We start from the raw sequence: 26,530 nt of genomic DNA, 5'->3' as shown, positions 1-26,530 counted from the left end.
TGCTAAACCAGCGCGTTTCAAGAAAAAAAAAGTCGGCGTATATACCGTTCCAGCAAATGATTAAAACGGCGCCGGATCTGACGCCTGGATGATAAGACGGAGTTAGGATTATGACCGTAACCACCTATAACCAGTTCGTTTCCGCCCACCCGCTCGCTGACGCTCTGATGCGTGCAACCCTGGCGATCGGCGGTGCCCTGGTTGTTGCATCCGATGCTTTTGTCAAAGCTTACCGGCAGGCTCGCACCCGCTCCGAGTTGGAAGCGCTGAGTGCCGATCAACTGGCCGATATTGGTCTGGAACGGACCGATATCGACGCGGTTGTTGCCCGGATCTAATCCGAAGGCCCATCAATCAGAAACATGAAGCCCCCGGTTTGCGCACCGGGGGCTTTTGTTTTGCCCGATCGGGTTTATGATGCTGCCATGATAGAGGTTTCGAGAAATATCCGGCTGCCCGATGAGGCGGTGCAGTTCAAATTCATCCGGGCCAGCGGCCCCGGCGGGCAAAATGTCAACAAGGTGGAGACCGCAGTCCAACTGCGCTTTGACGCGGCCAATTGCGAGGCAATCCGCCCTGAGGTTTTTGCACGCTTGCGCGCGCTGGCCGGCAGTCGCATGACACAGGCGGGTGAAATCGTCCTGACGGCTGAAAAATATCGCAGTCAGGAACGCAACCGCGAGGATGCGGTCGAACGGCTGGTCAATCTGATCCGTGATGCCCTGGTGGTGCCGAAGAAGCGCCGCCCGACCAGGCCCACAATGGCCTCCAAGAAGCGAAGGCTGGAGGGAAAGAAACAGCGCAGTGAGACCAAGAAGGGCCGGGGCCGGGTTCGGTTGGATTGACGCTCGTTTCGCGAAATTTGAGAGAGTCTTCGGAAATTGAAGCAGACGCCCGCTTGCGACCGGATCGCTTGGGCACTATCTCTTGAAGCAGGAAATATTTGATCAGGAGAGACCCTATGAAATCAAACTGGACCGTCTATCTTTCAGGCGAAATCCACACGGACTGGCGCGAGCAGATTGAACGCGGCTGTGAGGCACGCGGCCTGCCGATCTCCTTTCATGCGCCGGTGACCGATCACGGCAAAAGCGATGATTGTGGAGTGGAGATATTAGGCGCGGAAGAAAAGGGGTTCTGGAAAGATCAGAAAGGCGCACGGATGAATGCAATCCGGACCCAGACTTTGATTGAAAAATCCGACATTGTCGTTGTTCGCTTCGGTGATAAATACCGCCAGTGGAATGCCGCCTTTGACGCAGGATTTGCTGCTGCCAAGGGCAAGCCGGTCATCACCCTGCATGATGCCGAGTTGACGCATCCTTTGAAGGAAGTGGATGGCGCGGCATTGGCGGTGGCCGAAACGCCGGAACAGGTGGTTCGGATCCTCAATTATGTGATTGATGGCAGCCTATAACACAGCCTGCTAATAATTCCTTGGCGCGGTGGGGTAAGTCTGCTTAGACTGCCGGTTGCTATCTGTTCATGTTGCAACCGGAGTATGGATTGGCATTTGAAGACCAGAATGGCATGCAGGAGGTGATCCTGCATCATGGCTGCGAGGCGGCAGAGGCCGGTGTTGCTGAATGGCATCGCCGCATTCTGCGTCTTTATCGCTATTGGCAGTCGATCCACCAGGCCGATGGTGGCCTGCCGCGCCGACAGGACCTGGATCCGCTGGATCTCGCGGATATTTTGCGATGGGTGTGGATGGTGGATGTCCATCGCGATCCATTGCGGTTTAAATTCCGCCTGATGGGAACCGAGCATGTTGATGCGATCGGGTTCGACCCGACCGGTATGTGGATTGACGATGCGTTTCCCGGATTTCTGGAAGGGCCCGGCTATCCCGACTATGTCTATCTGGCGGAAGAGGCAGGCCCCAGCTATCGCAAAGGCCCTGCGCATTACCATGTTTCCGATTACAAGATTATCGAGCGTGTCATGCTGCCCTTGGTGGGGGACAGTGGGAAATGTGAGATCATCCTGGCGGCCACGGTCTATTCCTGAAGCAAGGCCGGGTGGGTGAATTGATCGCTTGTCATCTTGCGAGCGTATGAATATATCAGTGATATACTAATTTCGATATAAGGATATAATCCCATGACCCTGGGTGTTGGCGGTTCCACAATGGAAGCAGAATTGGCGCGTTTGAATTCCTGTCGGGCGCGGGCGGTGCTCATCGGTGACCAGGAGCGTGCCGAGCGGGTGGGCCGCGCGCAGACCCTGATGCGGGAAAACGGGATTGACGCTATCTATCTGGATGCAACCAGCTCGCTCACCTATTTCACCGGAGCCCGCTTTTATCAAAGTGAGCGCATCATCGGCGCGGTGCTGACAGCCGCCGGGGATCTTGCTTTTATCTGTCCGGCTTTTGAAGAAGAGAAGCTGCGCGAGGGCCTAAGCGGAACCCCAAAAATTCATTGCTGGGAAGAGCATGAAAGCCCCTTTGCCCTACTAACCGAAATGCTGATCAGCCTTGTAGGTCCAGGGGCCACGGTCGGCCTGGATGAGCAGGCGCCGTTTTTCCTGTTTGACGGTTTGAGGGCGCAAAATGGCGGTTTTGATCTGGTCAATGCCAAAACAGTCACGGCCGGCTGTCGGATGTGCAAGACAGCGCCGGAGCTTGCGCTGATGCAGCAGGCGAAGGATATGACCCTGGAAGTGCAGAAGGCGACAGCGCGGATTTTGCGGCCGGGGATCAAAACCACCGAGGTGGTCGAGTTCATTGATAAGGCCCATCGCAAAATGGGCGCGGATAACGGCTCCACCTTCTGTATTGTCCTGTTTGGCGAGGCGACCGCTTATCCGCATGGGGTGAGCTATGCCCAGGAATTGCAGGAAGGCGATATGGTGCTGATCGATACGGGCTGTTCGCTTCATGGATATCAGTCCGATATTACGCGGAGCTATGTCTTTGGCGCCCCGAATGACCGCCAGCGCCAGATCTGGGATCTGGAAAAGGCCGCGCAGGCGGCGGCCTTTGAGGCGGCACAGCTGGGCGCATTATGTGAAGATGTGGATAGGGCGGCACGTGGGGTGATCGAGGCGGCTGGTTTCGGACCCGGCTATAAGGTGCCGGGGCTGCCGCATCGCACCGGACATGGCGTGGGCATGGATATTCACGAATGGGCCTATCTGGTGCAAGGGGACAAAACCCCGCTTAAACCCGGCATGTGTTTCAGCAACGAGCCGATGATCTGTCTTTATGGAGAATTTGGAGTCCGTCTGGAGGATCATTTCTATATGGGATCAGACGGGCCGGTTTGGTTCACTCAGCCCTCCCATTCCATTGATGATCCGTTTGGCTTGGGTGCGTGATGATATTTTTTTGGGCCGAAAATTGATTTTCGGCCCGCTTCTTTTCTATAGGGCGGTGTTCCGCCGGTGGGGCTGTTGGTCGTTGGCGGCCCCTTTGCTGAGCTGGGCCAGAACCCAGCGATCTTCCGCGACATATTGCGGAAACTCTTCCCAATAGCCTTCAAAACTGCCCATTTGACCATGGGTGAAGCGACCATCGGTTACCTGCAGCAAGACTTTCTTGGAATGGAATGTCTCGCCCTCCCGATAGGCGAGATACCAGACACCGATTCCTTCAAAATCCAGTGAGACTTCCATATCGATAGAGCCGGTTTCGCGCCGGTCGATACATTCAAAATCAATCGGTTCTGCTGTGGATCGTTTGGGGTCATACAGCGCGAAAACGCATATATCCGCCTCTGATGCCAAACGGTGGATTTCGGATGCAATCATCCGTTCCATGACAGCTTTAAGCTCATGGGTTTGATTGGTCACGACCTGCCCCTGTGTGATCTTTATTTTCAGTGAAGATAAATAAAACTCAAAGAAGGTCAAATAGAAAAGAACGACATTTTATTGAAAAGTCAAAATACATAAAAAAACGATAAAATAAATAACGACGAATAATAACATTTATATTTTGTTTAATTTCATCTGCCGGAAATAGAAATTTTGTATCTAAGAAAATGCAATTAATAAGCCAAGTTTTTTGCTATTAATTACTCTCCCAAAAAAATTTGCTTTTCCACATACTTACAATTTTTCCGGAGCAAAAATTGTAAATCTGTATACGTGTTTGGCAGGCATAAAATGCCTGCTTGTTCATTTCAGCACCGCCCACAATCGCCTACGGCTAAGTGTATTTCTCGCCTGTTTTGATGTGATATCGCCTGGGAGAGAGTTCGGAGGCAAAAATCACCTTGTTAATTGAACGCCGTTCATTTATATATTGAGCAACGTTCATTTGTACAGCTGCGAATCGAGGAAACAAAATGTGCCACCGGGAAAAATCACGTTATCGGGTTATGCTGGGTTTGTGGGCGCTTTTGACCGTTGGTATGGTTTCACAGTCCGGTACTGACGTGGCGCAAGCGGATGAAGCCGATCTCAATCTGCCGTTCCCGACCCTGGGCGGCAAGCAAGTCTGGACCGACCGCTATTACCGGCAGGGCTGGCGGATCCAGGAAAATGTGCTGACCGGCCACGCGCGATTGCTAGATCCCGATGATACAAGACGAGCCTGGGGCAGTTATGATCATTGTCTGCAAATGTTTCAGCTCCGTTACCGTGAGAAGGCAGGCCAGCCGGATCGGCATCTGGTCATCATGTTGCATGGGATTTTGCGATCCGGCGGTTCCTTTTCCAGCCTGGCCAGCCGCCTGGAGGCAGAGGGGTATGCCGTCGCGGGACTGAGCTATGCCAGTACCCGTCTGACCCTTGAGCAGCATGGTGCCAACCTGAACAGCCTGATGGATCAGTTGGAAGATGTGTCCTCGGTCAGTTTTGTCACTCACAGCATGGGTGCGTTGGTGCTGCGCCAGGCCCTGGGTGATAAACCGACCTGGACTGATCGGATCGAGATCCTGCGGGCAGTGATGATCGCCCCGCCAAACCGGGGTTCAGCCTTGGCCCAAGATGTTCAGGCCCTGCCAGCCTATCGGGCGGTTTATGGTCGACCCGGCCTGCAGCTCACACCTGAAGCTGCCCAATTGATCCCCATGCCGCCAAGGGTTCCGTTTGCGGTGATTGCGGGCGGTCGAAATGATGGTGAGGGCTATAACCCGTTTCTCGAGGGCGATGATGATGGGGTGGTCCGGGTAGTGGAAACCCGGCTGTCCGGAATGGCGGATTTCCTGGTCCTGCCTGCATTACATTCAACAATCCTGTCCGATCCCCGAACCGGGGATGCGGTCTTGGCCTTCTTTGCTGAGGGCCGATTTTCCCAAGCGGAAGCCGAGGAGTGAAAACCATGGGCAAAGCTGCATTTTCCCTGATGAAGAGCGGTCGTTTCCTACCGTTGTTCCTGACCCAGTTTTTGGGCGCGATGAATGACAACCTGTTTAAGAATGCGTTGGTCATCCTGATCGCTTATCGGTTGGCCGCGCAAGACGGGTTTGACGGGCCGTTGATGGTCACCCTTGCCGCGGGCCTTTTTATCCTGCCCTTCTTCCTGTTTTCCGCCCTGGCCGGGCAACTGGCGGACCGGTTTGAGAAATCCCGGCTGATCCGTTGCGTTAAACTGTCCGAGCTGGTGATTATGGCGGGGGGCGCGGCGGCCTTCCTGTCCAGCAATGTTGTGGCCTTGATGGCGGTCCTGTTCCTGATGGGCGTGCAATCGAGCCTGTTTGGCCCATTGAAATATTCAATCCTGCCCGATCATTTGGAAGAAGCTGACCTGATCGGGGCTAACGCCCTGGTGGAAGCGGGTACATTCCTGGCGATTTTGGTGGGCACCATTGCCGGTGGTTTGATGATCACGGTGGAAGGTGGCGCCACGCTGGTGTCTATCGCCATTGTGGCAATGGCGCTTTTGGGCTGGCTCGCGAGCCTGGTTATTCCAAAGGCGCAGGTTGCCTGTCCGGACTTGAAGATCAATGCAAATTTCGTTGCCGAGACTTGTCGGATCTTGACGTTGGCAAAGGAAAACCGGCCGGTCTTCCTGTCGATCCTCGGGATTTCCTGGTTCTGGCTTGTCGGGGCGACTTTCCTGGCGCAATTCCCGAATCTGGCCAAGGATGTGCTGTTCGCCAAAGCAGAGATCGTCACTCTTTTCCTGACATTATTCTCTGCCGGGATCGCAATCGGTTCCCTGGCCTGTAACCGCCTGCTGAAAGGTGAGCTTTTGGCCCGCCATGTGCCGTTGGGTGCCTTGGGCATGACCCTGTTCATTCTGGATTTTTATTTTGCCCTGGCGGGCTATCAACCGGCAGATCCCTTGATGATGCAGGGAATTGGAAGCTTTGTGGTTGAAGCGGCCAATTGGCGTATCATGCTGGATCTGTCCGGTATCGCGATCTGCGGGGGGCTGTTCATCGTTCCGCTTTATGCCCTGTTACAGGCGAAATCCTGCTCCGCCAGTCGGTCCCGGATGGTGGCGGCCAACAATATCCTAAATGCTGCCTTCATCGTGGCGGGCACCTTGGCGGTAACCGCGCTTATGGCGGTGGGGCTGGAATTATCGTCCCTCTTCCTGGCGCTGGCGGCGCTGAACGGTCTGGTGGCGATCTATATCTGCGGCCTGTTGCCGGAAACGGTTTTGAAGAGCGTCTTGAAATGGTGCTTGCGTGTGCTGTTCCGTGTCCGTGTCAAAGGGCTGGAGCAATGTGACGCGCTTGGTGATCGCGCAGTTTATGTGGTCAATCATGTATCCTTTCTGGATGCGGTACTGTTGGCGGCGTTCCTGCCCGGTAAACCGACCTTTGCGATCAATAGCCATACGGCACGGCGTTGGTGGGTGCGGCCGTTCCTGGGCCTGGTGGATGCCTATCCCATGGATCCGACCAACCCCATGGCGGTCAAGGGGTTGATCCAGGCGGTTCGCGCCGGTCGTCAATGTGTGATCTTCCCGGAAGGGCGGATTACCGTTACCGGTTCTTTGATGAAGATCCATGAAGGGCCGGGCATGATCGCGGATAAGGCGGATGCGCCGATCGTGCCGGTGCGCATTGATGGCGCGCAATACAGCATCTTTTCCCGGTTGAAAGGCGTGGTACGCCGCCGATTGCTGCCGAAGGTATCGCTGCAGGTTCTGGCGCCGCGTAAATTTGCGCTGGACCCGTCATTGAAAGGACGCCGACGCCGGGAAATGGCGGGTCGCAAGCTGCATGATGTGATGGCGGAACTAATGTTTGAAACTCAGGAAAGAAACCAGACATTGTTCCAGGCTGTCTTGGATGCCAAGGCGATCCACGGCGGCAGGATGCCGGTTCTGGAAGATATTGAGCGCAAGCCGGTCGGCTATAGCCGTCTGGTTCTGGGCGCACGCCTGCTGGGTGGCAAGCTGGCCAAATCGACAGAACGCGGTGAGGCGGTCGGCATGCTGCTACCCAACAGCGTGGGGGCGGCTGTGACCTTCTTTGCCCTCCAGGCCTACGGCCGGGTGCCCGCCATGCTGAATTTCTCTGCGGGTCTCAGCAATATGCGTTCCGCCTGCAAAACCGCGGAACTGAATGCCATTTTGACGTCCAGACGGTTTGTTGCGGCGGCCAAGCTGGAAGAGGCTGTGGCCCATTTGGCGCGCGAATGCCGGATCATTTATCTGGAGGACGTAAAGGCCGAGATTGGTTTCCTTGATAAAATCAGGGGCCTTCTGGCGCGTCCCTTTGCGGGTTTCCTGCATGGGCGGTTACGGGTTAAGCCGGAGGATGCGGCGGTGATCTTGTTCACCTCGGGGTCGGAAGGGCAGCCGAAAGGGGTGGTCCTGTCTCACGAAAACCTGCTGGCCAACCGCCAACAGCTGGCGGCGACGGTGGATTTCAGCCCGAAGGATACTGTTTTCAATGCGCTGCCGATTTTCCATAGTTTTGGTCTGACCGGTGGTATGCTGCTGCCGGTCCTGTCGGGCATTCGTACTTTCCTCTATCCATCGCCGCTGCATTACCGGATCGTGCCGGCCCTGGCCTATGAGGTGAATGCCACCATCCTGTTCGGCACCGATACCTTCCTTGCCGGTTATGCCCGCACAGCCCATGCCTATGATTTCTATAGCCTGCGCTATGTCTTTGCCGGGGCGGAAAAGGTGAAGGATGAAACCCGAAAGGTCTGGTTCGATAAGTTCGGGCTGCGCCTGTTGGAAGGTTATGGCGCGACCGAGACGGCACCGGTGCTCGCGGTGAATTCACCAATGCATTTCCAGGCAGGTACGGTCGGGCGCCTGCTGCCAGGCATCCGGGCCGAACTGAAACCGGTGCCGGGTATTGAGAAAGGCGGCAGGTTGTATGTTTCCGGTCCCAATATCATGAAAGGCTATCTGATGGCGGACCGGCCGGGTGAGTTACAGCCTCCGGCTGGCGGCTGGTACGATACCGGCGATATTGTCTCAATCGATGCGGATGGGTTTGTCACCATCCAGGGGCGGGCCAAGCGCTTTGCCAAGATCGCGGGTGAAATGGTTTCGCTTACAGCAGTGGAGGGGCAGGCGGCCAAACTCTGGCCGGACAGCCTTCATGCGGTGATTGCCGTGCCGGATGCCAGGAAAGGCGAACAACTGGTTTTGGTGACTGATCGCGATGATGCCTCCAGGGCCGCCCTATCAGCCCATGCCAAAGAGGAAGGCGTGGCCGAACTGATGGTGCCGCGTGAGGTGCGCGTGGTGGCGGCGGTGCCACTGCTGGGAACCGGCAAAATTGACTATCAGAGGGCGGCGGAACTTGCCGCATAGGCCCAAGGCGGCGGGGAGGCTGGCCAGACCAAGGCTGGTTTCCCCGCGGTCTGATTCATCTTCACGCTCTTTGGCATCAATTTTGATTGGTATCATGCGTATGAATTGTCCGGGAGTAGAGCGTGTTTACCAATGAAGTGTTGAAATCGGCGGCGGATCTGCTGCACCGCCACGGCGAGGATGCCTATCTGGTGGCGGCGGAGCATTATGACAGGCTGCTGGAAGATGGGGATGACGGTGAGCTGGAAATCTGGACCCAGGTCTTGTGGGCGATTGAGGCTTTCTGTTCAGACTGCGTGGCCGGGACGATCCACTGACGTCTTTTTGGGGGGGCTGCTGGCTGCGCGTCGGTGGTGCCAGAAACGGATCCCGAACAGCAAGAGCAAAATGCCGGCCATCAGCAGGGGTTGGCGGATATCGGCCTTGACCAGAAGATAATAATGGATAACGCCAAGACAGCCGGCCGCATAGACCAGCTTATGCAACTTTTGCCAGGCTTTTGCGCCGAGTTTGCGGATCGCCGCCTTGGGCGAGGTTACGGCCAGCATGGTCAGGATGATGACACAGGCCAGGCCGACCATGATATAGGGGCGCTTGGTGATATCCTCGATGATCCGGCCCCAATGAAGCTGGTGGTCGAGCACCAGATAGCTGGTCAAATGCAGGCTGGCATAAAAGAAACTGTATAGGCCCAGCATCCGTCGGAAACGTGGCAGGCTTTTCCAGCCGCTCAGCAGTTTTGCCGGGGTCACGGCCAGCGCGATCAGCAGCATGTAAAGCGCCCAGTCCCCGGTGAAGCGATTGACCCGCTCGATCGGGTTGGCCCCCAGATCGTTACTCAGCACCAGCCATCCCAGCCAGAAGGCCGGTAGCAGCGCTAAAAGATGGAGAACCGGTTTGGCCAGCCCATGCCGGAGGGTTTTGTTGATATCCATCAGTAATGCTTCTTGAGATCCATGCCGTCATAGAGGGAGACCACCTCGTCGGCATAACCGTTCATGAAGAGGGTGTCTTCACGCCCGTCAAACAGGCCTGCCCCCAAGCGGCGCTCGGATGACTGGCTCCAGCGCGGGTGAGAGACATCCGGGTTCACATTGGCATAAAAACCATATTCATTGGGGGCCAGGATGTTCCAGGTGGTCTTTGGCTCCTGATCGGTGAAATGAAGACCGACAATGGATTTGATGCTTTTGAAACCATATTTCCATGGCACGATCAGGCGGATGGGCGCGCCGTTTTGGTTGGGCAGAATCTCGCCATACATACCAACGGTCAGCAGGGGGAGGGCGTTCATCGCTTCATCCATGCGCAGGCCCTCCTGATAGGGCCAGGGAATATTTATCCGATTGAGTCCCGGCATCTGTTCTTCATCCACCAAGGTCTGGAACCGGACATATTTCGCCCCTGGCTGCGGTCCCAGTTTCTTGACCACATCGGCCAGCGGTACACCGATCCAGGGCACGATCATCGACCATGTTTCGACACAGCGGAAGCGGTAGATCCGTTCTTCCAGTGCGTTATAGTCGATGAGATCAGCAAGATCATAAGTACCGGTTTTATCCGCCAAACCGGAAACCTTGACCGTCCAGGGGCTTGTATTGAAATCACGGGCTTCCGCCACGACCGCTTCCTTTGACGTGGTGAATTCATAGAAGTTGTTATATTGCGTCGCCAACTCCCGATCGGTCAGCGGCTCATCCACCGAATAGCCGGTTTTCCGATATTCCAGCGCCTTTCCTGCCGCGCGGGCGCCGGAAGGGCGAAAGCCCATGGCCAGGCCGGTGCCGGCCGCGGCAGCCATGCCCATGGCTTTCAGAATGTCCCGACGGTTCAGGTAATCCGCTTTCGGTGTGACCGCAGAATAGGGAAGGGCCCAGGTTTTTTTTTCTTTCAGCAACATGATCCGGTTTTACCTCAATGAATGCATCAGCAGTTGAGGGGAATATGGCGTTGCCGAGGGAAAAAGGCGACTAAACAGAAATAACAAAGACGTTATTGCCGCGTGGGTGTGAAAAGAAAGTTACTTAGATTGCGACATATTTTTTCCCTTTTCAGTGTCAGGCCCAACTGGCCATTCTTTAGGATGCGATTTGATATGGCCAGCCTGGGGGCGGGGCCGCTATAACAGCGGTTCGGAATTAAGGGGAAGGGGGCGTGAGGGCGCGGCCTTCCCCAATCAAGATCAGAGCCTGGGATGAACCGGGCCTGCGAACAGGAAGCAAGACATATGGGAAATCTTCGACGGGCGCTACCGCCCCTGACCTCGCTTGTGGTGTTTGAGGCGGCCGCCCGGCAGCTGAATTTCACCAAAACCTCGCAGGAATTACTGGTCACCCGGGAGGCGGTCAGCCGCCAGATTCGCCTGCTGGAAGATTTCCTGGGCACCACCCTGTTTGAACGCAGCGGCAAGGCGCTTTCCCTCACGGCGGCGGGCGAGTTGTTTGTCAGCACGGTTTCGCCGTCGATTGAAAGCATTGCCCGGGTCACCCAGAAAATCGTGCAAAACCCAGATATTAATGATGTCAGTGAAGAGGCTGTTACACAGACGGAATCGCGAGAGGCCGCCAGCGGCGAGAAGCAGGGCAAGATCCTGCTGGTTGATGACGAGCCTATGAACATCACCATGATGACCGAGCTGCTGCAGGATGAATATGAAATTATCGCTGAGACCAATGGTCGCTATGCCCTGAAGGCGGCCCAGGAAACCCCCGACATTGATCTGATCTTGCTGGATGTGCAGATGCCCGGCATGAATGGCCATGAGGTCTGCCGGGAATTGAAGGGTAACTTCCTGACCGAAAATATCCCGGTGATCTTCCTGACCGTGCTGGATGATCAGGAAGAAGAGGCAACGGGGTTGGAATTGGGCGCGGCCGATTATGTAGCGCGACCCGTTAAACCCGCCATTTTGCGCGCGCGTATCCGCACCCATGTGGCGTTGAAGAAAAATCGGGAGGCGCTGGAACAGATGGTGTCTGAGCGATCGGATAATCTGCGCCATGCCCGTGCCACCATTCAAGATGTGATCGGTTCACTGCAGAATCTTGATTTGGAAGGCTGAGCGCGCCGGGCGTTAGGTGATCGCTTTTAAGAAGGCCCTATATCCTTCGCCGCCTTTGAGATATATTTCAGGCAATACATCGATATGGTTGCAGGTGCCGACGGGGATCACGTCGACCTCATGGCCGGCGATCCGGCATTTTTCCGCATATTCTTCGCTTTGGCGGTGAAATTCCTCTGATTCGCCGCCGCCTAACATCAGGAGCGGCGCGACATTCTCCGGGGCGGGATCATGATAGGGCGAATTGATTTTTGCCGTTTCCTCGGTCATGCGTGCAGCTTCGTTGATGGAGGTGAAGCGCAGCGGTTCCAGATGGAAAACGCCGGAAATGGCGACTGCGGCCTTGATTAGAGGGCCGCTGAAGCGGTTGGCGCAGAGCTTGGCCACGATCTGGCCGCCAGCACTATGGCCGGAAATGCTGATTCGGGACGGATCGCCGCCCAATTCATGCCCGTGCTTGTGGGTGTAGAGCACGCAACGGATCGCCTGTTCGATAATTTCCTCGATAGTGACATCCGGGCAGAGGTCATAATTGGCGATGATCACATTAAAGCCCTCGCCGACCAGATCACGCGCCACAAAGGCATGTTCGCGCTTGTCCTGGGCGCGCCAATAACCGCCGTGGAAAAAGATATGGATCGGCGCGTTGGGTTCGCTGGCCGGGAAAAAATCAAACGTTTCCTTGTTGCCCGGGCCATAGCGCACATCATTCCGGTGGGGGTGCCGGTTGCGGGTTTCCTCGGACAGGACCTGGAATGGTGCAATGACATAATCAAAATCCGGAATCGATAATCTCGGATTATACTGTCGTTCCAGATCGATGCTGGAATAATTCCGCCACGGCATTTTACACTCTCTCCCCGCTTACATTTTGGCCATGCTAGCTGGTTTTCGCCGATTGCACAGCAGTAATTTTAAACTTTGATATTTTAAGCTTGAAATAAATTTAGAAAACTGAGACCATTCTTTCAACGGCAGCAGAAAAATAAATGTCGACTGGGAGTTTTGATCATGCGTATTGCTTGTCTTGGCGGTGGACCTGCGGGGCTTTATTTCGCCATCAGCATGAAATTGCGGGATCCTGATCATGAGATTGTGGTGATCGAGCGCAACCGCCCCGATGATACTTTCGGATGGGGAGTGGTCCTGTCCGATGAAACCTTGGACAATTTGCGTGAAAATGACCCGGTCAGCGCCAAAGCCATCGGCGACAATTTTGCCTATTGGGATGATATTGCCGTCGTCCATAAGGGGGTGAGCACGCTTTCCACCGGTCATGGTTTTTGCGGTATCGGCCGGATGAAGCTGCTGGTCCTATTGCAGGATCGCGCCCGGGAGCTTGGCATTGAAATGCGTTTCCAGACCGAAGCGGACAGCACGGATGATTTTGCCGATTTTGACTTGATCGTCGCCAGTGACGGGCTGAATTCGAAAACACGGATGCAGCATGCGGATCATTTCAAGCCGGATATCGATACCCGCCTTTGCAAATTCGTCTGGTTGGGCACCAATCAGAAATTTGATGATGCCTTTACCTTCATCTTTGAAGAGACCGAACATGGCTGGGTCTGGGCCCATGCCTATCAGTTTGATGACGAGACCGCGACCTTCATCGTGGAATGCACGGAAGAGACCTGGGCCAAATTCGGCTTTGGCGAAATGAACCAGCAGGAAAGCATCGCTGTTTGCGAAAAGATTTTTGCTGATCATCTTGATGGTCATGCGCTGATGACCAATGCCAACCATATCCGCGGCTCCGCCTGGATCAATTTTCCGCGGGTCCTGTGCGAAAAATGGTCTTACAAGAATATCGTTCTGATGGGGGATGCGGCCGCGACCGCGCATTTCTCTATCGGATCCGGGTCCAAATTGGCTTTTGAAAGCGCCATCGCGCTGGCCGAATATCTCCATACAGAAGACAGTATGGAAGCGGCCTTCGAGCGCTATGAAGAAGAGCGTCGTCTGGAAGTGCTGCGCCTGCAATCGGCCGCCAGGAATTCTCTGGAGTGGTTCGAGCAGGTCGAACGCTATCTGGATATGGATCCGACCCAGTTCAATTATTCCCTGCTGACCAGGTCACAGCGCATCAGTCATGAAAATTTGCGCCTGCGCGATCGGGAATGGCTGGAAAGTGCAGAGGCCTGGTTTGCCGAACAGGCGGGGTATCCCTCCAAAAAGCCCCATGCGCCGATGTTCACCCCGTTCAAGCTGCGTGATGTGGAATTGAAAAACCGCATCGTGGTCTCGCCCATGGCGCAATATAAGGCGGTGGATGGCTGCCCGACCGATTGGCATCTGGTCCATTATGCCGAGCGTGCCAAAGGGGGCGCGGCGCTGGTCTATGCGGAAATGACCTGTATTTCCGCCGATGGCCGGATCACGCCGGGCTGTCCGGGGCTTTATGCGCCGGACCATGAAGCCAGCTGGAAACGGATCGTTGATTTTGTCCATGCCGAGACCGATGCAAAAATGGCCATGCAGATTGGCCATGCGGGGCCGAAAGGTTCGACCCAGGTTGGTTGGGAAGAGATGGATGCCCCCTTGAAAGAGGGGAATTGGGATCTGCTGGCGGCATCCGCCGTGCCCTGGTCGGACCGCAATCAGGTGCCGCGCGAAATGACACGCGCGGATATGGACCAGATTCGCGACCAATTTGTTGCTTCGGCCAAAATGGCGGACCGTTGCGGTTTTGACTGGCTGGAACTGCATTATGCCCATGGCTATCTGATGTCTTCCTTCATCACGCCGCTCACCAACAAGCGCACCGATGAATATGGCGGAAGCCTTGAAAACCGCATGCGTTTCCCACTGGAGGTATTTCAGGCGGTGCGCGATGTTTGGCCCGACGGCAAGCCGATCTCGGTTCGTATTTCCGCCAATGATTGGGTCGGTGACGAAGGGGTCACCCCGGAAGAGGCGGTGGAGATTGCCCGCATGCTGGGTGAGGCCGGTGTCGATATCATCGATGTATCCGCCGGACAAACTTCCAAAAAAGCCCAACCGGTCTATGGCCGCATGTTCCAGACGCCGTTTTCCGACCGGATCCGGAACGAGACCGGTCTCAAGACCATGGCGGTGGGCAATATTTATGAACCCGATCATGTGAACTCGATCCTGATGGCGGGGCGTGCGGATCTCTGCTGTCTGGCAAGGCCGCATCTGGCTGACCCCTATTGGACGCTTCATTCAGCGGCCCAGTTGCAGGACAAGACGGTTACTTGGCCGAAACCCTATGAGGCGGGCCGGGATCAGCTTTACCGCTTGGCGGAACGGGCTGAAACCCAGGCAATCAAGGTGTGATGATGGTGGATCTGACCGGCAAACATGCGGTGGTGACCGGCGGCGGCAGCGGTGCCGGGGCGGCAATTGCCGTAGCCCTTGCCGATGCTGGTGCGGTGGTTACCGTCATGGGACGCCGGATGGAACCGCTGATGGCGCTGGCGGATCAGCATGCCAACATCCATTGCCAGGCTGCGGATGTGACAGACATGGATTCACTCTTTGCCGCCTTTGATGCGGCCAGCGCCGACCATGGCCCGGCGGGCATTGTGATCGCCAATGCAGGCGCGGCTGAAAGCGCACCGTTTCACCGCATGGATATGGAGCTGTGGAACCGGATGCTCTCGGTCAATCTGACGGGCACCTATCTAACGGCTCAGGCCGGGTATGAGGATATGAAAGGGCTGGGCTGGGGGCGGATCATCGCCATTGCCTCCACAGCTGGTCTTCGCGGCTATCCCTATGTGTCAGGCTATTCGGCGGCAAAACATGGCGTGGTCGGGCTGGTGAAATCCCTGGCCCTGGAAGCGGCGAAAACCGGGATTACCGTCAATGCGGTCTGCCCCGGTTTCATGGAAACGCCAATGCTGGATGAATCCATTCGCAACATTATGGAAAAAACCGGTCGTTCGGAAGAAGAGGCCCGGAAATCACTGGTGAAAGATAATCCGCAGGGCCGTTTCATTCAGGTGCAAGAAGTGGCCGACATGGTCTTGTGGCTGTGCGGCGAAGGGGCGGCTTCGGTTACCGGCCAGGCCCTGTCCCTGTCCGGAGGAGAGATATGAAGGTCATGGCAGCCGAGAATAACAATCTGAGTTTGAGCAAGCAGCGCCTGCGCCTGTGGCTGCGCATGCTGCGCGCCAGCAAGACCATTGAAAATGAAGTGCGCGAGCGGTTGAAAAAGACCTTTGATGTGACCTTGCCGCGTTTTGACGTGCTGGCGGCGCTCTACCGCCATCCGGAGGGGCTGACCATGACCGCTCTTTCCCGGGATCTGGAGGTTTCCAACGGCAACGTGACCGGCATTGTCGACCGCCTGACCAAGGATGGTTTTGTTCTACGTGTGCCTATTGCCAATGACCGGCGCGCTACAACCGTTCAACTGACGCCGAAAGGCAAGGGCGAGTTTGAGATCATGGCGGAAGCCCATGAAAGCTGGATCGATGAAATGATGGAGAGCCTCAATGAGGCCCGCATTGATGAGATGATCGCTGTTCTGGAACAGCTGAAAAATGAAGCCGGGGGTGTTGAGTAATGACCAAAATGGCGGATCTGAACCCGACCCATTTCAAATGGCGCATGAAGGGCCCGGTTGCGGTGATCCAACTGGATCGGCCGGATCGCAAGAACCCGCTGACATTTGAGAGCTATGCCGAACTGCGCGACACTTTCCGTGACCTGGTTTATGCCGACGATGTGAAGGCGGTTGTGTTCGCCCCTAACGGTGGCAATTTCTGTTCCGGCGGTGACGTGCATGACATTATTGCGCCGCTTCTGGACAAGGATATGAAGGGCCTGCTGGAATTCACCCGCATGACCGGTGATCTGGTCAAGGCCATGATCAATTGCCCGCAGCCGATTATAGCCGCTGTCGACGGTGTGGCCGTCGGGGCGGGGGCCATCATCACCATGGCATCGGATCTACGCCTGGCAACACCAGAGGCCAAGACCGCTTTTCTATTCACCAAGGTCGGGCTTGCCGGCTGTGACATGGGCGCTTGTGCCATGCTGCCCCGGATCATCGGCCAGGGCCGGGCGGCGGAGTTGTTGTATCTGGGCCGGTCCATGTCGGCGCAGGAAGGATTCGACTGGGGCTATTACAACCGCCTTGTCGAGGCAGATCAATTGGAGGCGGAAGCCATCGCCATGGCGGCCAGGCTGGCCGACGGTCCGACCTTTGGCCACATGATCACCAAGACCCAGCTGAACCAGGAATGGAATATGAGCCTGGAGCAGGCCATCGAGGCGGAGGCCCAGGCCCAGGCGATCTGTATGCAGACGAAAGATTTCGAGCGTGCCTACAAGGCCTTTGCCGCCAAATCCAAACCGGATTTCAAGGGGGACTGAACCATGTCGGACAAGAGCTTCCTGGATTGGCCGTTTTTTGAAGACCGTCACCGTGCGCTTTCCGCGATGCTGGATGATTGGGCCACCCGGAATCTTGCCGATATTGATCATAGCGACACTGATAATGCCTGCCGTGAAATTGTCGCCCGGTTGGGCCGTGACGGCTGGCTGACCCATAGCGCGGTTGATCCGGATAGCCCGGAAAACCCCTTGGATGTGCGCGCGCTCTGCCTGATCCGGGAAACCCTGGCCCGGCATGATGCGCTGGCGGATTTTGCTTTTGCGATGCAAGGGCTTGGCACTGGCGCGCTGTCGCTGTTTGGCTCTGCGGAACAGCGGGAATGGCTGCGGCGGTCCAGGAAAGGCGAGGCGATCACCGCCTTTGCCCTGACCGAACCAAAATCCGGGTCCGATGTGGCCAATATGGAAACCACCGCGACCCGGGAGGGGGATCATTACATCCTCAACGGGGAAAAAACCTGGATCTCCAATGGCGGGATCGCGGATCTCTACACCGTCTTTGCCCGAACGGGTGAAGCGCCAGGCGCCAGGGGGCTGTCGGCATTCGTGTTGCCGGCCGACACCCCCGGCCTGGACATCGCGGAACGGCTGGAGGTGATGGCCCCCCATCCCCTGGCCCGTCTGCGTTTTAACAATATTAAACTGCCCGCCAGCGCCTTGATCGGACAACCCGGCCAGGGCTTCAAGATCGCCATGTCGGTTTTGGATGTGTTCCGGTCTACCGTGGGCGCGGCGGCGCTTGGCATGGGACGGCGCGCACTGAATGAAGCTTTGAACCGCGCCAGCAACCGAGAGCTATTTGGCGGGCCGCTCAGCGACTTGCAGATGGTGCAGGGGCATCTGGCCGATATGGCACTGGATGTGGATGCCGCCGCCCTGCTGATTTACCGGGCGGCCTGGACCAAGGACCAGGGCGCAGCCCGGGTCACGCGGGAAGCCGCGATGGCCAAACTATATGCGACAGAGGCCGCACAGAAAATAATCGATAAAGCGGTCCAGATACATGGAGGCGACGGGGTGAAATCCGGCCATCCGGTAGAGAAGCTCTACCGGGAGATCCGGGCACTCCGCATTTATGAAGGGGCGTCGGACGTCCAGAAGATTGTCATTGCAAGACAGGCTCTGGAGGCTGCGAGCGCCTCCTGACGATGGGAGGAAAGAAGAGATGCTGAAACCATCAGCACATGTGGATACATTCACGCGCGATAATCTGCCGCCCGTTGATCAGTGGCCGGATTTGATGCTGGAACAGGGTGAGTTCCATTATCCGGACAAGCTGAATGCCGCGGTGGAACTGACCGACCGGATGGTGGAAAAGGGCTTTGGTGATCATGTGGCCCTGATCGGCCATGGGCGCCAACGCACTTACAAGGAATTGCTGGACTGGACCAACCGGTTGGCCCATGTGCTGGTGGAGGATCTGGGGGTCCAACCCGGAAACCGTGTTCTGATTCGCTCTGCCAACAATCCGGCCATGGTGGCGGCGTGGCTGGCGGTGACCAAGGTCGGCGCCGTCGCGGTCAATACCATGCCGTTGCTGCGCACGGTGGAATTGAAGAAAATCATCGATAAGGCGGAGATTAAGATCGCGCTTTGCGACAGCCGCATGCTGGAAGAGATCGAGCCTTGCGTGGCGGATGCGGATAGCCTGTTGGAACGGGTGGTGGCTTTTGATGGCACGTCCAATCATGAAGCCGAGCTGGATGAACTGGCACTGAACAAGCCAGTTCGGTTTGAAGCCGTGCAGACCTCCCAGGATGATGTGGCGCTGCTTGGCTTTACGTCCGGTACGACGGGTGTGCCTAAGGCAACCATGCATTTTCACCGTGACCTGATGATCATTGCCGATGGCTATGCCAAAAACATTTTGCAGGTAACACCAGAGGATATCTTTGTCGGCTCGCCGCCGCTGGCCTTCACTTTTGGCCTTGGCGGCCTGGCGATTTTCCCGCTGCGTTTCGGGGCGGCGGCCTGCCTGCTGGAACAGGCGAGCCCGGCAAATCTTCTGGATATTATCCAGCAATATAAGGCGACCATCTGTTTCACCGCGCCGACCGCCTATCTGGCCATGATGAATGCCCAGGAAGGCCATATGCGGCTCTCCTCGCTTCGGGTTGCGGTCTCCGCCGGGGAAAGCCTGCCGGTGCCGGTGTTTGAACAGTGGATGGACAAAATCGGGGTGCCGATCCTGGACGGGATCGGGGCAACCGAAATGCTGCATATCTTCATTTCCAACCGGCAGGATAAATTCGGCCCCGGCGTCACCGGCACAGTGGTGCCGGGCTATGAGGCAAAGATTGTCGATGCGGACATGAATGAGCTGCCGGCGGGTGAGGTGGGCAACCTGGCGGTGCGCGGTCCGACCGGTTGCCGCTATCTGGCGGATGACCGTCAATTGAGCTATGTGAAAGATGGCTGGAATGTCACCGGCGATGCCTTTTCCAGGGACGAAGAGGGCGTTTTCCACTTTGCCGCGCGGGCCGATGACATGATCATCTCCAGCGGTTACAACATCGCCGGACCCGAGGTGGAAGAGGCGTTGCTATCCCATGATGATGTGGCAGAATGCGCTGTGGTCGGCGCGTCGGACCCCGAGCGGGGCACCATCGTCCAGGCCCATGTGGTGCTGAAAGAGGGGGTGGCAACGTCAGAAGAATGCGCAAAGAAACTGCAGGATCATGTGAAGGCAACCATTGCGCCTTACAAATATCCGCGCTCAATCATCTTTGCGGATAAGCTGCCAAAAACCCAGACGGGCAAGCTGCAGCGGTTCAAACTCCGGGAAAACTAGAAGCACAGCAACAAGCCTAAAAACCGGAAACTCTTATCCATGAAACAGGGATGGGTATTATGAAAAATAATCTATTGAAGACCTTATCCGCGCTGGCGGTATCCACGGCAGTGGGCGTCGGCGGCATGGCATCGGCCATGGCGGAAAATGTGAAGATCGGTATGATCACCACCTTGTCCGGTGGCGGTTCCTCACTGGGCATTGATGTGCGGGACGGCTTCATGCTCGCGATCAAACAATCCGGTCGAACCGATATCGACGTCATGATCGAGGATGACGCCAGGAAGCCGGATGTGGCCAAACAGATCTCGGATAAGTTCATCCAGAAGGAAAAGGTCGACATTTTGACCGGCATCATCTGGTCGAACCTGGCCATGGCCGTGGTACCGCCTGCGGTGCGCCAGGGTGTGTTTTATATCTCTCCCAATGCGGGCCCCAGCGCACTTGCGGGCAAGGCCTGTCATGAAAACTATTTCAATGCGGCCTGGCAAAATGACAACCTGCATGAAGCCATGGGCGGGTATGTGAGCGCCGAAGGCCATAAGAAACCTTTTATCCTGGCGCCGAACTACCCGGCGGGCAAAGATGCGCTGACCGGATTTAAGCGGTTCTATACCGGCGAGCTGGCGGGCGAGGTTTATACCAAGCTGGGCCAGACCGATTACGCTGCCGAGATTGCCCAGATCAAGGCCAGCGGCGCGGACAGCGTGTATTTCTTCCTGCCCGGCGGTATGGGTATCGCCTTCATGAAGCAATACAGCCAGTCCGGTGTGAGCACCCCGGTATTCGGCCCGGCCTTCAGCTTCGACCAGGGCATTCTGGCCGCTGTCGGCGATGCGGCGGTTGGTGTGAAAAACAGTTCGCAATGGTCCAAGGATATCGACACCCCGGCCAACAAGGCCTTCGTTGAGAGCTTCCAGAAGGAATATGGCCGTCTGCCGTCGCTCTATGCCAGCCAGGGTTTTGATTCTGCGAACCTGATTATCTCCGCCGTGGAAAAAGCGGGCGGCGCGAAAGATGCCGATGCCTTCCGGGCGGCGCTGAAAGCAGCGGAATTCACCTCGGTTCGCGGTGATTTCAAATTCGCTTCCAATAACCACCCCATTCAGGACATCTATGTTCGCGAAGTGGTGAAGGAAGGTGATGTGCTGACCAATAAGATTGTGGCGGTGGGTCTGAAAGGCCATGCCAATGCCTATGTGGATCAGTGCAAGATGTAATCTTATCCGGCGGGAGGCAGCCCCGTGCGGCCTCCCGCCGCTTTCTTTTAAAAGTTTCCTGATATGACGAGCGCTTTTGTAATCGAACAGATCCTGAATGGCGTGCAGTTCGGGGTGATGCTGTTCCTGATGGCGGCCGGGCTGACCCTGGTTTTCGGCGTCATGGGACTGATCAACCTGGCCCATGGATCACTTTATATGATCGGTGCCTTTGTCTGCGCCTGGGTTTCCGGCTGGATCGGGTCCTTCTGGATCGGTCTGGTGGCGGGTTTGCTGGCGGCAGCGGCCGTGGGGGCCTTGATGGAAATCCTGGTGATCCGCAGGCTTTACCAACGGGACCATCTGGATCAGGTACTGGCCACATTCGCCATGATCCTGATCTTTTCCGAAGGCACACGCTGGCTTTTTGGCGACCAGCCCTTGTGGCTGGATATTCCGCAGCTTTTGTCCGGGGCGGTGGATCTGCCCTTTGGGGTTTCCTATCCGCTGTATCGCCTGGCGATCATTTTGGTCGGGGTGGCGCTGGCCATCGGGCTTTATATGCTGATCACCAAGACGCGTTTGGGGATGCAGATCCGGGCGGGCGAGAGCGACCGTGAAATGATCGGTGCCTTGGGCATCAATATCGCAACCCTCTATACGGTGGTGTTTGCCTTAGGCGCGGCGTTGGCCGGTGTGGCTGGTTCCTTTGTCGGCGCTCTGCAGTCCGTACAGGTCGGAATGGGTGAACCGGTATTGATCCTGGCCTTTGTGGTGATCGTGATCGGCGGCATCGGTTCGATCGAAGGGGCGCTGGTGGCGTCTGTCCTGGTGGGGCTGGTTGATACTCTGGGGCGTGTTTTCCTGCCCCAGTTCTTCGCCCTTTTCATGGAGCCGAGCGCCGCCACTTCTGTCGGTTCCGCGCTCTCTTCCACCTCCATTTATATCCTGATGGCCATTGTGTTGATCTGGAAGCCGAAGGGGTTGTTTGCCGCCCATGACTGATACCCTGAACCGAGAAACAATCGTCAATATCAGCCTGGCCTTTTTGCTTCTGGCGGCGCCCATGCTGGCGCTGGCGCTGGATGAGCCTTTTTATATCAGCCTGGCGACCAAGGTGGCGATCCTGTCCCTGGCGGGGGTCGGCCTGAATCTGGCGCTGGGCTATGGTGGCATGATCAGCTTCGGCCATGCGGCTTTCTTTGGCGTCGGCGGCTATGTGGCCGGCATTTCAGCCCATCATATGTTTGAGGGGTCGGATTTTCTGGGCCTTTTTGCCGCAACCGATCAATTGCTGCTGATCTGGCCAATGGCGATCATCCTCTGTGGCGGGCTGGCGATCCTGATTGGCCTGTTCAGCCTGCGTACGACCGGTGTTTATTTCATCATGATCACACTGGCCTTCGCGCAGATGATCTATTATCTGGGCATTTCGATCCCGACCTATGGTGGCGAAGATGGCTTGCCGATCTATGTCCGCAACCAATTGCCGGTGGTTTCCAGCGATGATCCGTTGACATTCTTCCTGGTCTGTTATGCCCTGCTGATGGGTGGGATTTTCCTCTCCTCCCGGATTATTGGCAGCCGGTTCGGCGCGGCTTTGCAGACCGCGCGCATGAATGAGGTGCGCTTGGCGACTGTTGGCATCGCCCCCTTCCCGGTGAAGCTGACCGGCTTTGTGCTCTCGGCCATGATCACCGGTCTGGCAGGGGCGCTTTTTGCCGAACTCAATGGCTTTGTCGGCCCCTCAATGCTGAGCTGGCACCGGTCTGGTGAGATCATGATCTTTGTGATCCTGGGCGGTGTCGGACGGCTTTATGGCCCGTTGGCGGGGGCGGCACTCTTTATCCTGCTGGAATTCTTCATCGGTGGCTTTACCGACCGCTGGCAGTTTTTCCTAGGACTCATCCTGCTGGGTGTGGTCCTGTTTGCCAAAGGCGGCTTGATGGGCCTGATCGCCGGGAGGGCACGCCATGACTGAGACCCTGCTTGAAATCAAGGGACTGCGCAAAAGCTTTGGCGCACTCAAAGCGACCGATGATGTGAATCTGGATGTGCAGGCGGGCGAGATCCATGCCCTGATCGGGCCGAACGGGGCCGGGAAATCCACCCTGATCGGCCAGATTGCCGGCGGGTTGAAACCTGATGAAGGACAGATCCGGTTTCTCAATCGCGATGTGATCCCACTGTCGGTGGCAAAGCGCGCCCGGATGGGGCTTGGCCGGTCCTTCCAGATCTCGTCCCTGGCGATGGAGGTTTCCGCGCTGAAAAACGTCATACTGGCGGTGCAGGCCAGGGAAGGATCCAGTTTCAAATTCTGGAAACAGGTGCGGTCCGACCAGGGATTGATGGATGAGGCCATGATCCAGTTGGAGCGTGTCGGCCTGGCGGACAGCGCCCGGACGGTTACGTCGGAACTGTCCCATGGCCAACGCCGTCAATTGGAAGTGGCCTGTGCCCTGGCGCTGAAACCAAAATTGCTGCTGCTGGATGAACCCATGGCGGGGCTGGGGGCCGGTGGCTCGCAGCGGTTGACCGAGTTCCTGGAAAGCCTGAAGGCTGAAGTTGGAATCCTGTTGATCGAGCATGACATGGATGCGGTCTTTCAACTGGCCGACCGGATTTCGGTGCTGGTTTATGGCCGGGTGATTGAAACCGGTACGGTGGATCAAATCCGGCAATCCGCCCAGGTGCGCGAAGCCTATCTGGGGGAGGAGGAATGATGCTGGCATTGGAGAATATTGAAACCTTTTACGGTCCCTCTCAGGCCCTTCACGGGGTCAGTCTGGAAATTGGCGAGGGCGAGATGGTGGCGCTGCTGGGCCGGAACGGCATGGGCAAAACCACGACCGTGCGCTCCATCTGCAATCTCAGCCAGCCAAAGCGCGGCACCATCCGATTTAGCGGCACCGAGACCAAAGGCCTGCCGGCCTATAAGGTGGCCAGGCTCGGCATCGGACTGGTGCCGGAGGGACGGCGCTGTTTTCCCAATCTGTCGGTCTGGGAAAATCTGGTGGCGACCGAACGCGCAGGATCTTGGACCCTGGAAAAAGTCTATGACCTGTTCCCGAGGCTGAAGGAACGCGCCAATCAGTCGGCACAGACTCTGTCCGGCGGCGAGCAGCAGATGCTGGCCGTGGGCCGCGCGCTCATGACCAACCCGAAACTATTGATCCTGGATGAGGCGACCGAAGGCTTGGCGCCGCTGATCCGGCAGGAAATATGGTCGGCGATCCGCACCTTGAAAGCCGCTGGGCAGGCGACCCTGATCATTGACAAGACCTTGAAAGAACTGCTGCCCATTGCCGATCGTTGTGTGATCCTGGAAAAGGGCCGCGATGTCTGGACCGGCACACCGGACGCGCTTTCTGCTGACCGGGATCTGCAGGACCGGTTCCTGGGAGTGTGATCATGACGGCCTATCAATCGATCCAGAAGGTACTATTCAACCATTGTGATCCGGCGGGGATTGTTTTTTACCCGCGCTATTTCGAGATGCTCAACGGCGTGGTGGAAGAATGGTTCGAAGAGGCGCTGAATTGCTCCTTCGCCGAGATGCATCTCAACCGCAAAACCGGCGTGCCGACCGCCCATCTGGAGGTGGATTTCAAAAAGCCCAGCCGCCTGGGCGAGGAACTGATCTTTGAGATCGGCGTGGAAAAGCTGGGCGGGTCCAGCGCGGATTGCGTCTTTGCCGTCACCGGCCGCGCGGATCATGTGCTGCGGTTCGAAGGCAAGCTGACCCTGGTCTATTTCAGCATGGAGACGGGCAGGGCCCTGCGCTGGCCCGCCGACCTTTCACAGGCCCTTAAGACTTTCATCATAAGCTCAAAAGAGCAGGAGAATAACAATGCATGAACAGCTTCACCCCAAAGCCTGGAAGAAACCCATCGGCTATGCCAACGGCGTGGTGGCCAGCGGCCGCCAGATCTATGTGGGCGGCCAAATCGGCTGGAATGGCGACCAGGAATTTGAATCCGACGATTTCGTCGATCAGGTGCGCCAGGCGCTGGCCAACATCATCGCCATCCTGGAAGAGGGCGGGGCCGGGCCGGAACATGTGGTGCGCCTGACCTGGTATGTGACCGACAAACAGGTTTACCTGGCCAGACTCAAGGATGTGGGGGCGGCCTATCGCGACACCATGGGCAAGAACTTTCCCGCCATGGCCATGGTCCAGGTCGCCGATCTGATCGAAGATCGCGCGCAAGTGGAGATCGAAGCGACGGCGGTGGTGCCGGCATAAGTGGCGGGGGAACAAAACATTCCAGACTGACCGGTGCCATGTTATAAATTCCCCCAGGACAGAAAACAGGGGGAGGCTGCTATGACAGCGCGAGTACCAATTGGTGTTCTTGGGGTTTTATGCGGGTTGGTAATCGGGCTGCTGAGCGGTGTTGCTTTCGCCGATGCGACGATTCATACCGAAACTGTCCAATTCAACAGTGCGGGTACACCGCCGACCGCGTTTGAGCTGCGCCGGGCGAAGGCCAAGGGGATCACTCTGGAGACCAAACCCGGCATTGAGATCCGGGGCATCCTGCATAAACCTGCTGGCGATGGGCCGTTTCCGGCGGTGGTGTTGATCCACAGCTGTTTCGGGATCCAGCCTTATCAGGAGGATTGGGCCAGGAAGCTGGCAGACTGGGGCTATGTGGCCCTGCAGGTCGACAGTTTTGGCCCGCGCAATATCGAGGAAACCTGCAGCAACCTGAATGATGCCTTTTACCTTGGGGTTGGCAGCAATAATTCCGCCGACAGCTATGGCGCGTTGGCCTATTTGAAGGAACTGCCGTTCATTGATGGCGACAATGTTGCCTTGATGGGCTGGGGCTTCAGCCCGATCATGAGCGCGGTGGTCACCAACGGCCAGCAGAAATTTTACCCGCAGAAATTCAAGGCGGCGGTCGCGATCTATCCTTATTGCAAGGATATGACCAGCGGTGAGTTTTATCTGCCGCTCGCCATCCATATCGGCGCGTCGGATGATTGGACCTTTGCTAAGGAATGCGACAAAACGGCGGCTGCGGCCGTGGGCAAGGCAAACCCGGTCGATTATGTCAAATATCCGGGCGCGGCCCATGGCTATGATGATGAAGGGGCTGGCGCGTTGCATTTCATCGAACATGTTCAGAATATCTACAGCCCAGCTGCCAAGGGGGCCAGCATTGGCTATGATGAGGATGCCGCCCGCAAGACCCATGAAAAGGTTAGGTTATTCCTGGAAGCCAATCTGGACTGATTATGTGCGGGAATTGGTCGCTTCATCCGTTCAGACTGGCTCTAGCGAGGTTGCCTATGCGGGCATATCTTACGCGGGCCTCCGGGGGAATAGCGGGGGTTATGGCGGGCGGTTCCACCATGATCTTTTCCATCCGCCAGCCATGATCTTTTCTTGGCTTTCCGAAAAAGCCGCCCTTCTATAAACCGGT

27 protein-coding genes are annotated in these 26,530 nt (G+C 56.7%); 23 read left to right on the top strand and 4 right to left on the bottom strand.

Annotation, left to right across the window (positions count from 1 at the left end; translation table 11 throughout):
- The first annotated feature begins 110 nt into the window (after positions 1–110).
- The 5 genes from DFP90_RS14840 to DFP90_RS14820 all read left to right on the top strand — a co-directional run bounded on the left by DFP90_RS14840 (position 111) and on the right by DFP90_RS14820 (position 3,321).
- Complete coding sequence (locus DFP90_RS14840) at positions 111–338, top strand: DUF1127 domain-containing protein (RefSeq protein WP_115937293.1); 228 nt, start codon at positions 111–113, stop codon at positions 336–338.
- Between the two features lie 60 nt (positions 339–398).
- Positions 399–845: an alternative ribosome rescue aminoacyl-tRNA hydrolase ArfB gene (arfB, locus tag DFP90_RS14835; RefSeq protein WP_425452174.1), complete on the top strand. Its 447-nt coding sequence runs from the start codon at positions 399–401 to the stop codon at positions 843–845.
- A gap of 116 nt (positions 846–961) precedes the next feature.
- Positions 962–1,417: a YtoQ family protein gene (locus DFP90_RS14830; RefSeq protein ID WP_115937292.1), complete on the top strand. Its 456-nt coding sequence runs from the start codon at positions 962–964 to the stop codon at positions 1,415–1,417.
- A 68-nt stretch (positions 1,418–1,485) separates the two neighbouring features.
- Complete coding sequence (locus DFP90_RS14825) at positions 1,486–2,010, top strand: PAS domain-containing protein (RefSeq protein WP_115937291.1); 525 nt, start codon at positions 1,486–1,488, stop codon at positions 2,008–2,010.
- 93 nt (positions 2,011–2,103) lie between these two features.
- The gene (locus DFP90_RS14820; protein WP_115937290.1) at positions 2,104–3,321 is read left to right on the top strand and encodes a M24 family metallopeptidase; all 1,218 of its coding nucleotides are present in this window, start codon (positions 2,104–2,106) and stop codon (positions 3,319–3,321) included.
- Positions 3,322–3,366: 45 nt separating this feature from the next.
- Here DFP90_RS14820 and DFP90_RS14815 read toward each other — a convergent pair whose 3' ends face one another.
- A complete protein-coding gene (locus DFP90_RS14815) occupies positions 3,367–3,795 on the bottom strand; it encodes a hypothetical protein (protein WP_115937289.1) in 429 nt (142 codons plus the stop codon).
- A 497-nt stretch (positions 3,796–4,292) separates the two neighbouring features.
- On the opposite strand from DFP90_RS14815, the gene DFP90_RS14810 reads away from it, so the two are divergent.
- The 3 genes from DFP90_RS14810 (at position 4,293) to DFP90_RS14800 (ending at position 8,997) form a co-directional block, all read left to right on the top strand.
- Entirely contained in the window at positions 4,293–5,264 is a 972-nt protein-coding gene (locus DFP90_RS14810) for an alpha/beta hydrolase (protein WP_115937288.1), read from the top strand.
- A gap of 5 nt (positions 5,265–5,269) precedes the next feature.
- On the top strand, positions 5,270–8,680 hold the full coding sequence (locus DFP90_RS14805; RefSeq protein WP_181905375.1) for an acyl-[ACP]--phospholipid O-acyltransferase: 3,411 nt from the start codon (positions 5,270–5,272) through the stop codon (positions 8,678–8,680).
- 122 nt (positions 8,681–8,802) lie between these two features.
- Positions 8,803–8,997, top strand: coding sequence for a hypothetical protein (locus tag DFP90_RS14800; RefSeq protein ID WP_115937287.1), 195 nt, complete (start codon positions 8,803–8,805; stop codon positions 8,995–8,997).
- On the opposite strand, the gene DFP90_RS14795 is transcribed toward DFP90_RS14800, so the two are convergent.
- Positions 8,968–9,615 carry a protein-methionine-sulfoxide reductase heme-binding subunit MsrQ gene (locus DFP90_RS14795; RefSeq protein ID WP_115937286.1) on the bottom strand — a complete coding sequence of 216 codons (648 nt, stop codon included), beginning with the start codon at positions 9,613–9,615 and terminating at the stop codon, positions 8,968–8,970. The two genes, DFP90_RS14800 and DFP90_RS14795, sit on opposite strands and share 30 nt — an antisense overlap.
- Positions 9,615–10,580, bottom strand: coding sequence for a protein-methionine-sulfoxide reductase catalytic subunit MsrP (msrP, locus tag DFP90_RS14790; RefSeq protein ID WP_115937285.1), 966 nt, complete (start codon positions 10,578–10,580; stop codon positions 9,615–9,617). Before msrP ends, DFP90_RS14795 begins: the two co-directional genes overlap by 1 nt.
- A gap of 327 nt (positions 10,581–10,907) precedes the next feature.
- On the opposite strand from msrP, the gene DFP90_RS14785 reads away from it, so the two are divergent.
- Positions 10,908–11,741 (top strand): response regulator, encoded by an 834-nt coding sequence (locus DFP90_RS14785; protein ID WP_181905374.1) that lies wholly within the window; start codon positions 10,908–10,910, stop codon positions 11,739–11,741.
- A gap of 12 nt (positions 11,742–11,753) precedes the next feature.
- On the opposite strand, the gene DFP90_RS14780 is transcribed toward DFP90_RS14785, so the two are convergent.
- Positions 11,754–12,587 (bottom strand): alpha/beta hydrolase, encoded by an 834-nt coding sequence (locus tag DFP90_RS14780; RefSeq protein WP_115937283.1) that lies wholly within the window; start codon positions 12,585–12,587, stop codon positions 11,754–11,756.
- Positions 12,588–12,752: 165 nt separating this feature from the next.
- Here DFP90_RS14780 and DFP90_RS14775 point away from each other — a divergent pair, with 165 nt between their 5' ends.
- The 14 genes from DFP90_RS14775 (at position 12,753) to DFP90_RS14710 (ending at position 26,340) form a co-directional block, all read left to right on the top strand.
- Complete coding sequence (locus tag DFP90_RS14775) at positions 12,753–15,041, top strand: bifunctional salicylyl-CoA 5-hydroxylase/oxidoreductase (protein ID WP_115937282.1); 2,289 nt, start codon at positions 12,753–12,755, stop codon at positions 15,039–15,041.
- The gene (locus DFP90_RS14770) at positions 15,041–15,805 is read left to right on the top strand and encodes an SDR family NAD(P)-dependent oxidoreductase (RefSeq protein WP_342767805.1); all 765 of its coding nucleotides are present in this window, start codon (positions 15,041–15,043) and stop codon (positions 15,803–15,805) included. Before DFP90_RS14775 ends, DFP90_RS14770 begins: the two co-directional genes overlap by 1 nt.
- Complete coding sequence (locus DFP90_RS14765) at positions 15,802–16,275, top strand: MarR family winged helix-turn-helix transcriptional regulator (RefSeq protein ID WP_115937281.1); 474 nt, start codon at positions 15,802–15,804, stop codon at positions 16,273–16,275. The genes DFP90_RS14770 and DFP90_RS14765 overlap by 4 nt, the downstream gene beginning before the upstream one ends.
- Complete coding sequence (locus DFP90_RS14760; RefSeq protein WP_115937280.1) at positions 16,275–17,087, top strand: enoyl-CoA hydratase family protein; 813 nt, start codon at positions 16,275–16,277, stop codon at positions 17,085–17,087. Before DFP90_RS14765 ends, DFP90_RS14760 begins: the two co-directional genes overlap by 1 nt.
- 3 nt (positions 17,088–17,090) lie before the next feature.
- Positions 17,091–18,254: an acyl-CoA dehydrogenase family protein gene (locus DFP90_RS14755; protein WP_115937279.1), complete on the top strand. Its 1,164-nt coding sequence runs from the start codon at positions 17,091–17,093 to the stop codon at positions 18,252–18,254.
- A 19-nt stretch (positions 18,255–18,273) separates the two neighbouring features.
- A complete protein-coding gene (locus DFP90_RS14750; protein WP_115937278.1) occupies positions 18,274–19,899 on the top strand; it encodes a benzoate-CoA ligase family protein in 1,626 nt (541 codons plus the stop codon).
- 59 nt (positions 19,900–19,958) lie between these two features.
- Complete coding sequence (locus DFP90_RS14745) at positions 19,959–21,119, top strand: ABC transporter substrate-binding protein (RefSeq protein ID WP_181905373.1); 1,161 nt, start codon at positions 19,959–19,961, stop codon at positions 21,117–21,119.
- Between the two features lie 63 nt (positions 21,120–21,182).
- Positions 21,183–22,103: a branched-chain amino acid ABC transporter permease gene (locus DFP90_RS14740; RefSeq protein WP_115937277.1), complete on the top strand. Its 921-nt coding sequence runs from the start codon at positions 21,183–21,185 to the stop codon at positions 22,101–22,103.
- Complete coding sequence (locus tag DFP90_RS14735) at positions 22,096–23,079, top strand: branched-chain amino acid ABC transporter permease (protein WP_115937276.1); 984 nt, start codon at positions 22,096–22,098, stop codon at positions 23,077–23,079. Before DFP90_RS14740 ends, DFP90_RS14735 begins: the two co-directional genes overlap by 8 nt.
- Entirely contained in the window at positions 23,072–23,821 is a 750-nt protein-coding gene (locus DFP90_RS14730) for an ABC transporter ATP-binding protein (protein WP_115937275.1), read from the top strand. Before DFP90_RS14735 ends, DFP90_RS14730 begins: the two co-directional genes overlap by 8 nt.
- Positions 23,818–24,507 carry an ABC transporter ATP-binding protein gene (locus tag DFP90_RS14725; RefSeq protein ID WP_425452173.1) on the top strand — a complete coding sequence of 230 codons (690 nt, stop codon included), beginning with the start codon at positions 23,818–23,820 and terminating at the stop codon, positions 24,505–24,507. The genes DFP90_RS14730 and DFP90_RS14725 overlap by 4 nt, the downstream gene beginning before the upstream one ends.
- A 2-nt stretch (positions 24,508–24,509) precedes the next feature.
- A complete protein-coding gene (locus tag DFP90_RS14720; RefSeq protein WP_115937274.1) occupies positions 24,510–24,956 on the top strand; it encodes an acyl-CoA thioesterase in 447 nt (148 codons plus the stop codon).
- Positions 24,949–25,344: a RidA family protein gene (locus tag DFP90_RS14715; protein ID WP_115937273.1), complete on the top strand. Its 396-nt coding sequence runs from the start codon at positions 24,949–24,951 to the stop codon at positions 25,342–25,344. The genes DFP90_RS14720 and DFP90_RS14715 overlap by 8 nt, the downstream gene beginning before the upstream one ends.
- Positions 25,345–25,425: 81 nt before the next feature.
- Positions 25,426–26,340 (top strand): dienelactone hydrolase family protein, encoded by a 915-nt coding sequence (locus tag DFP90_RS14710; protein ID WP_115937272.1) that lies wholly within the window; start codon positions 25,426–25,428, stop codon positions 26,338–26,340.
- The last annotated feature ends 190 nt before the right edge of the window (positions 26,341–26,530 follow it).

The organism is Aestuariispira insulae, from assembly GCF_003385955.1.
GTDB classification, from domain to species: domain Bacteria; phylum Pseudomonadota; class Alphaproteobacteria; order UBA8366; family Aestuariispiraceae; genus Aestuariispira; species Aestuariispira insulae.
Note: the sequence above shows the minus strand (reverse complement) of the source record. Positions and strands in the feature narration are given on the sequence as shown.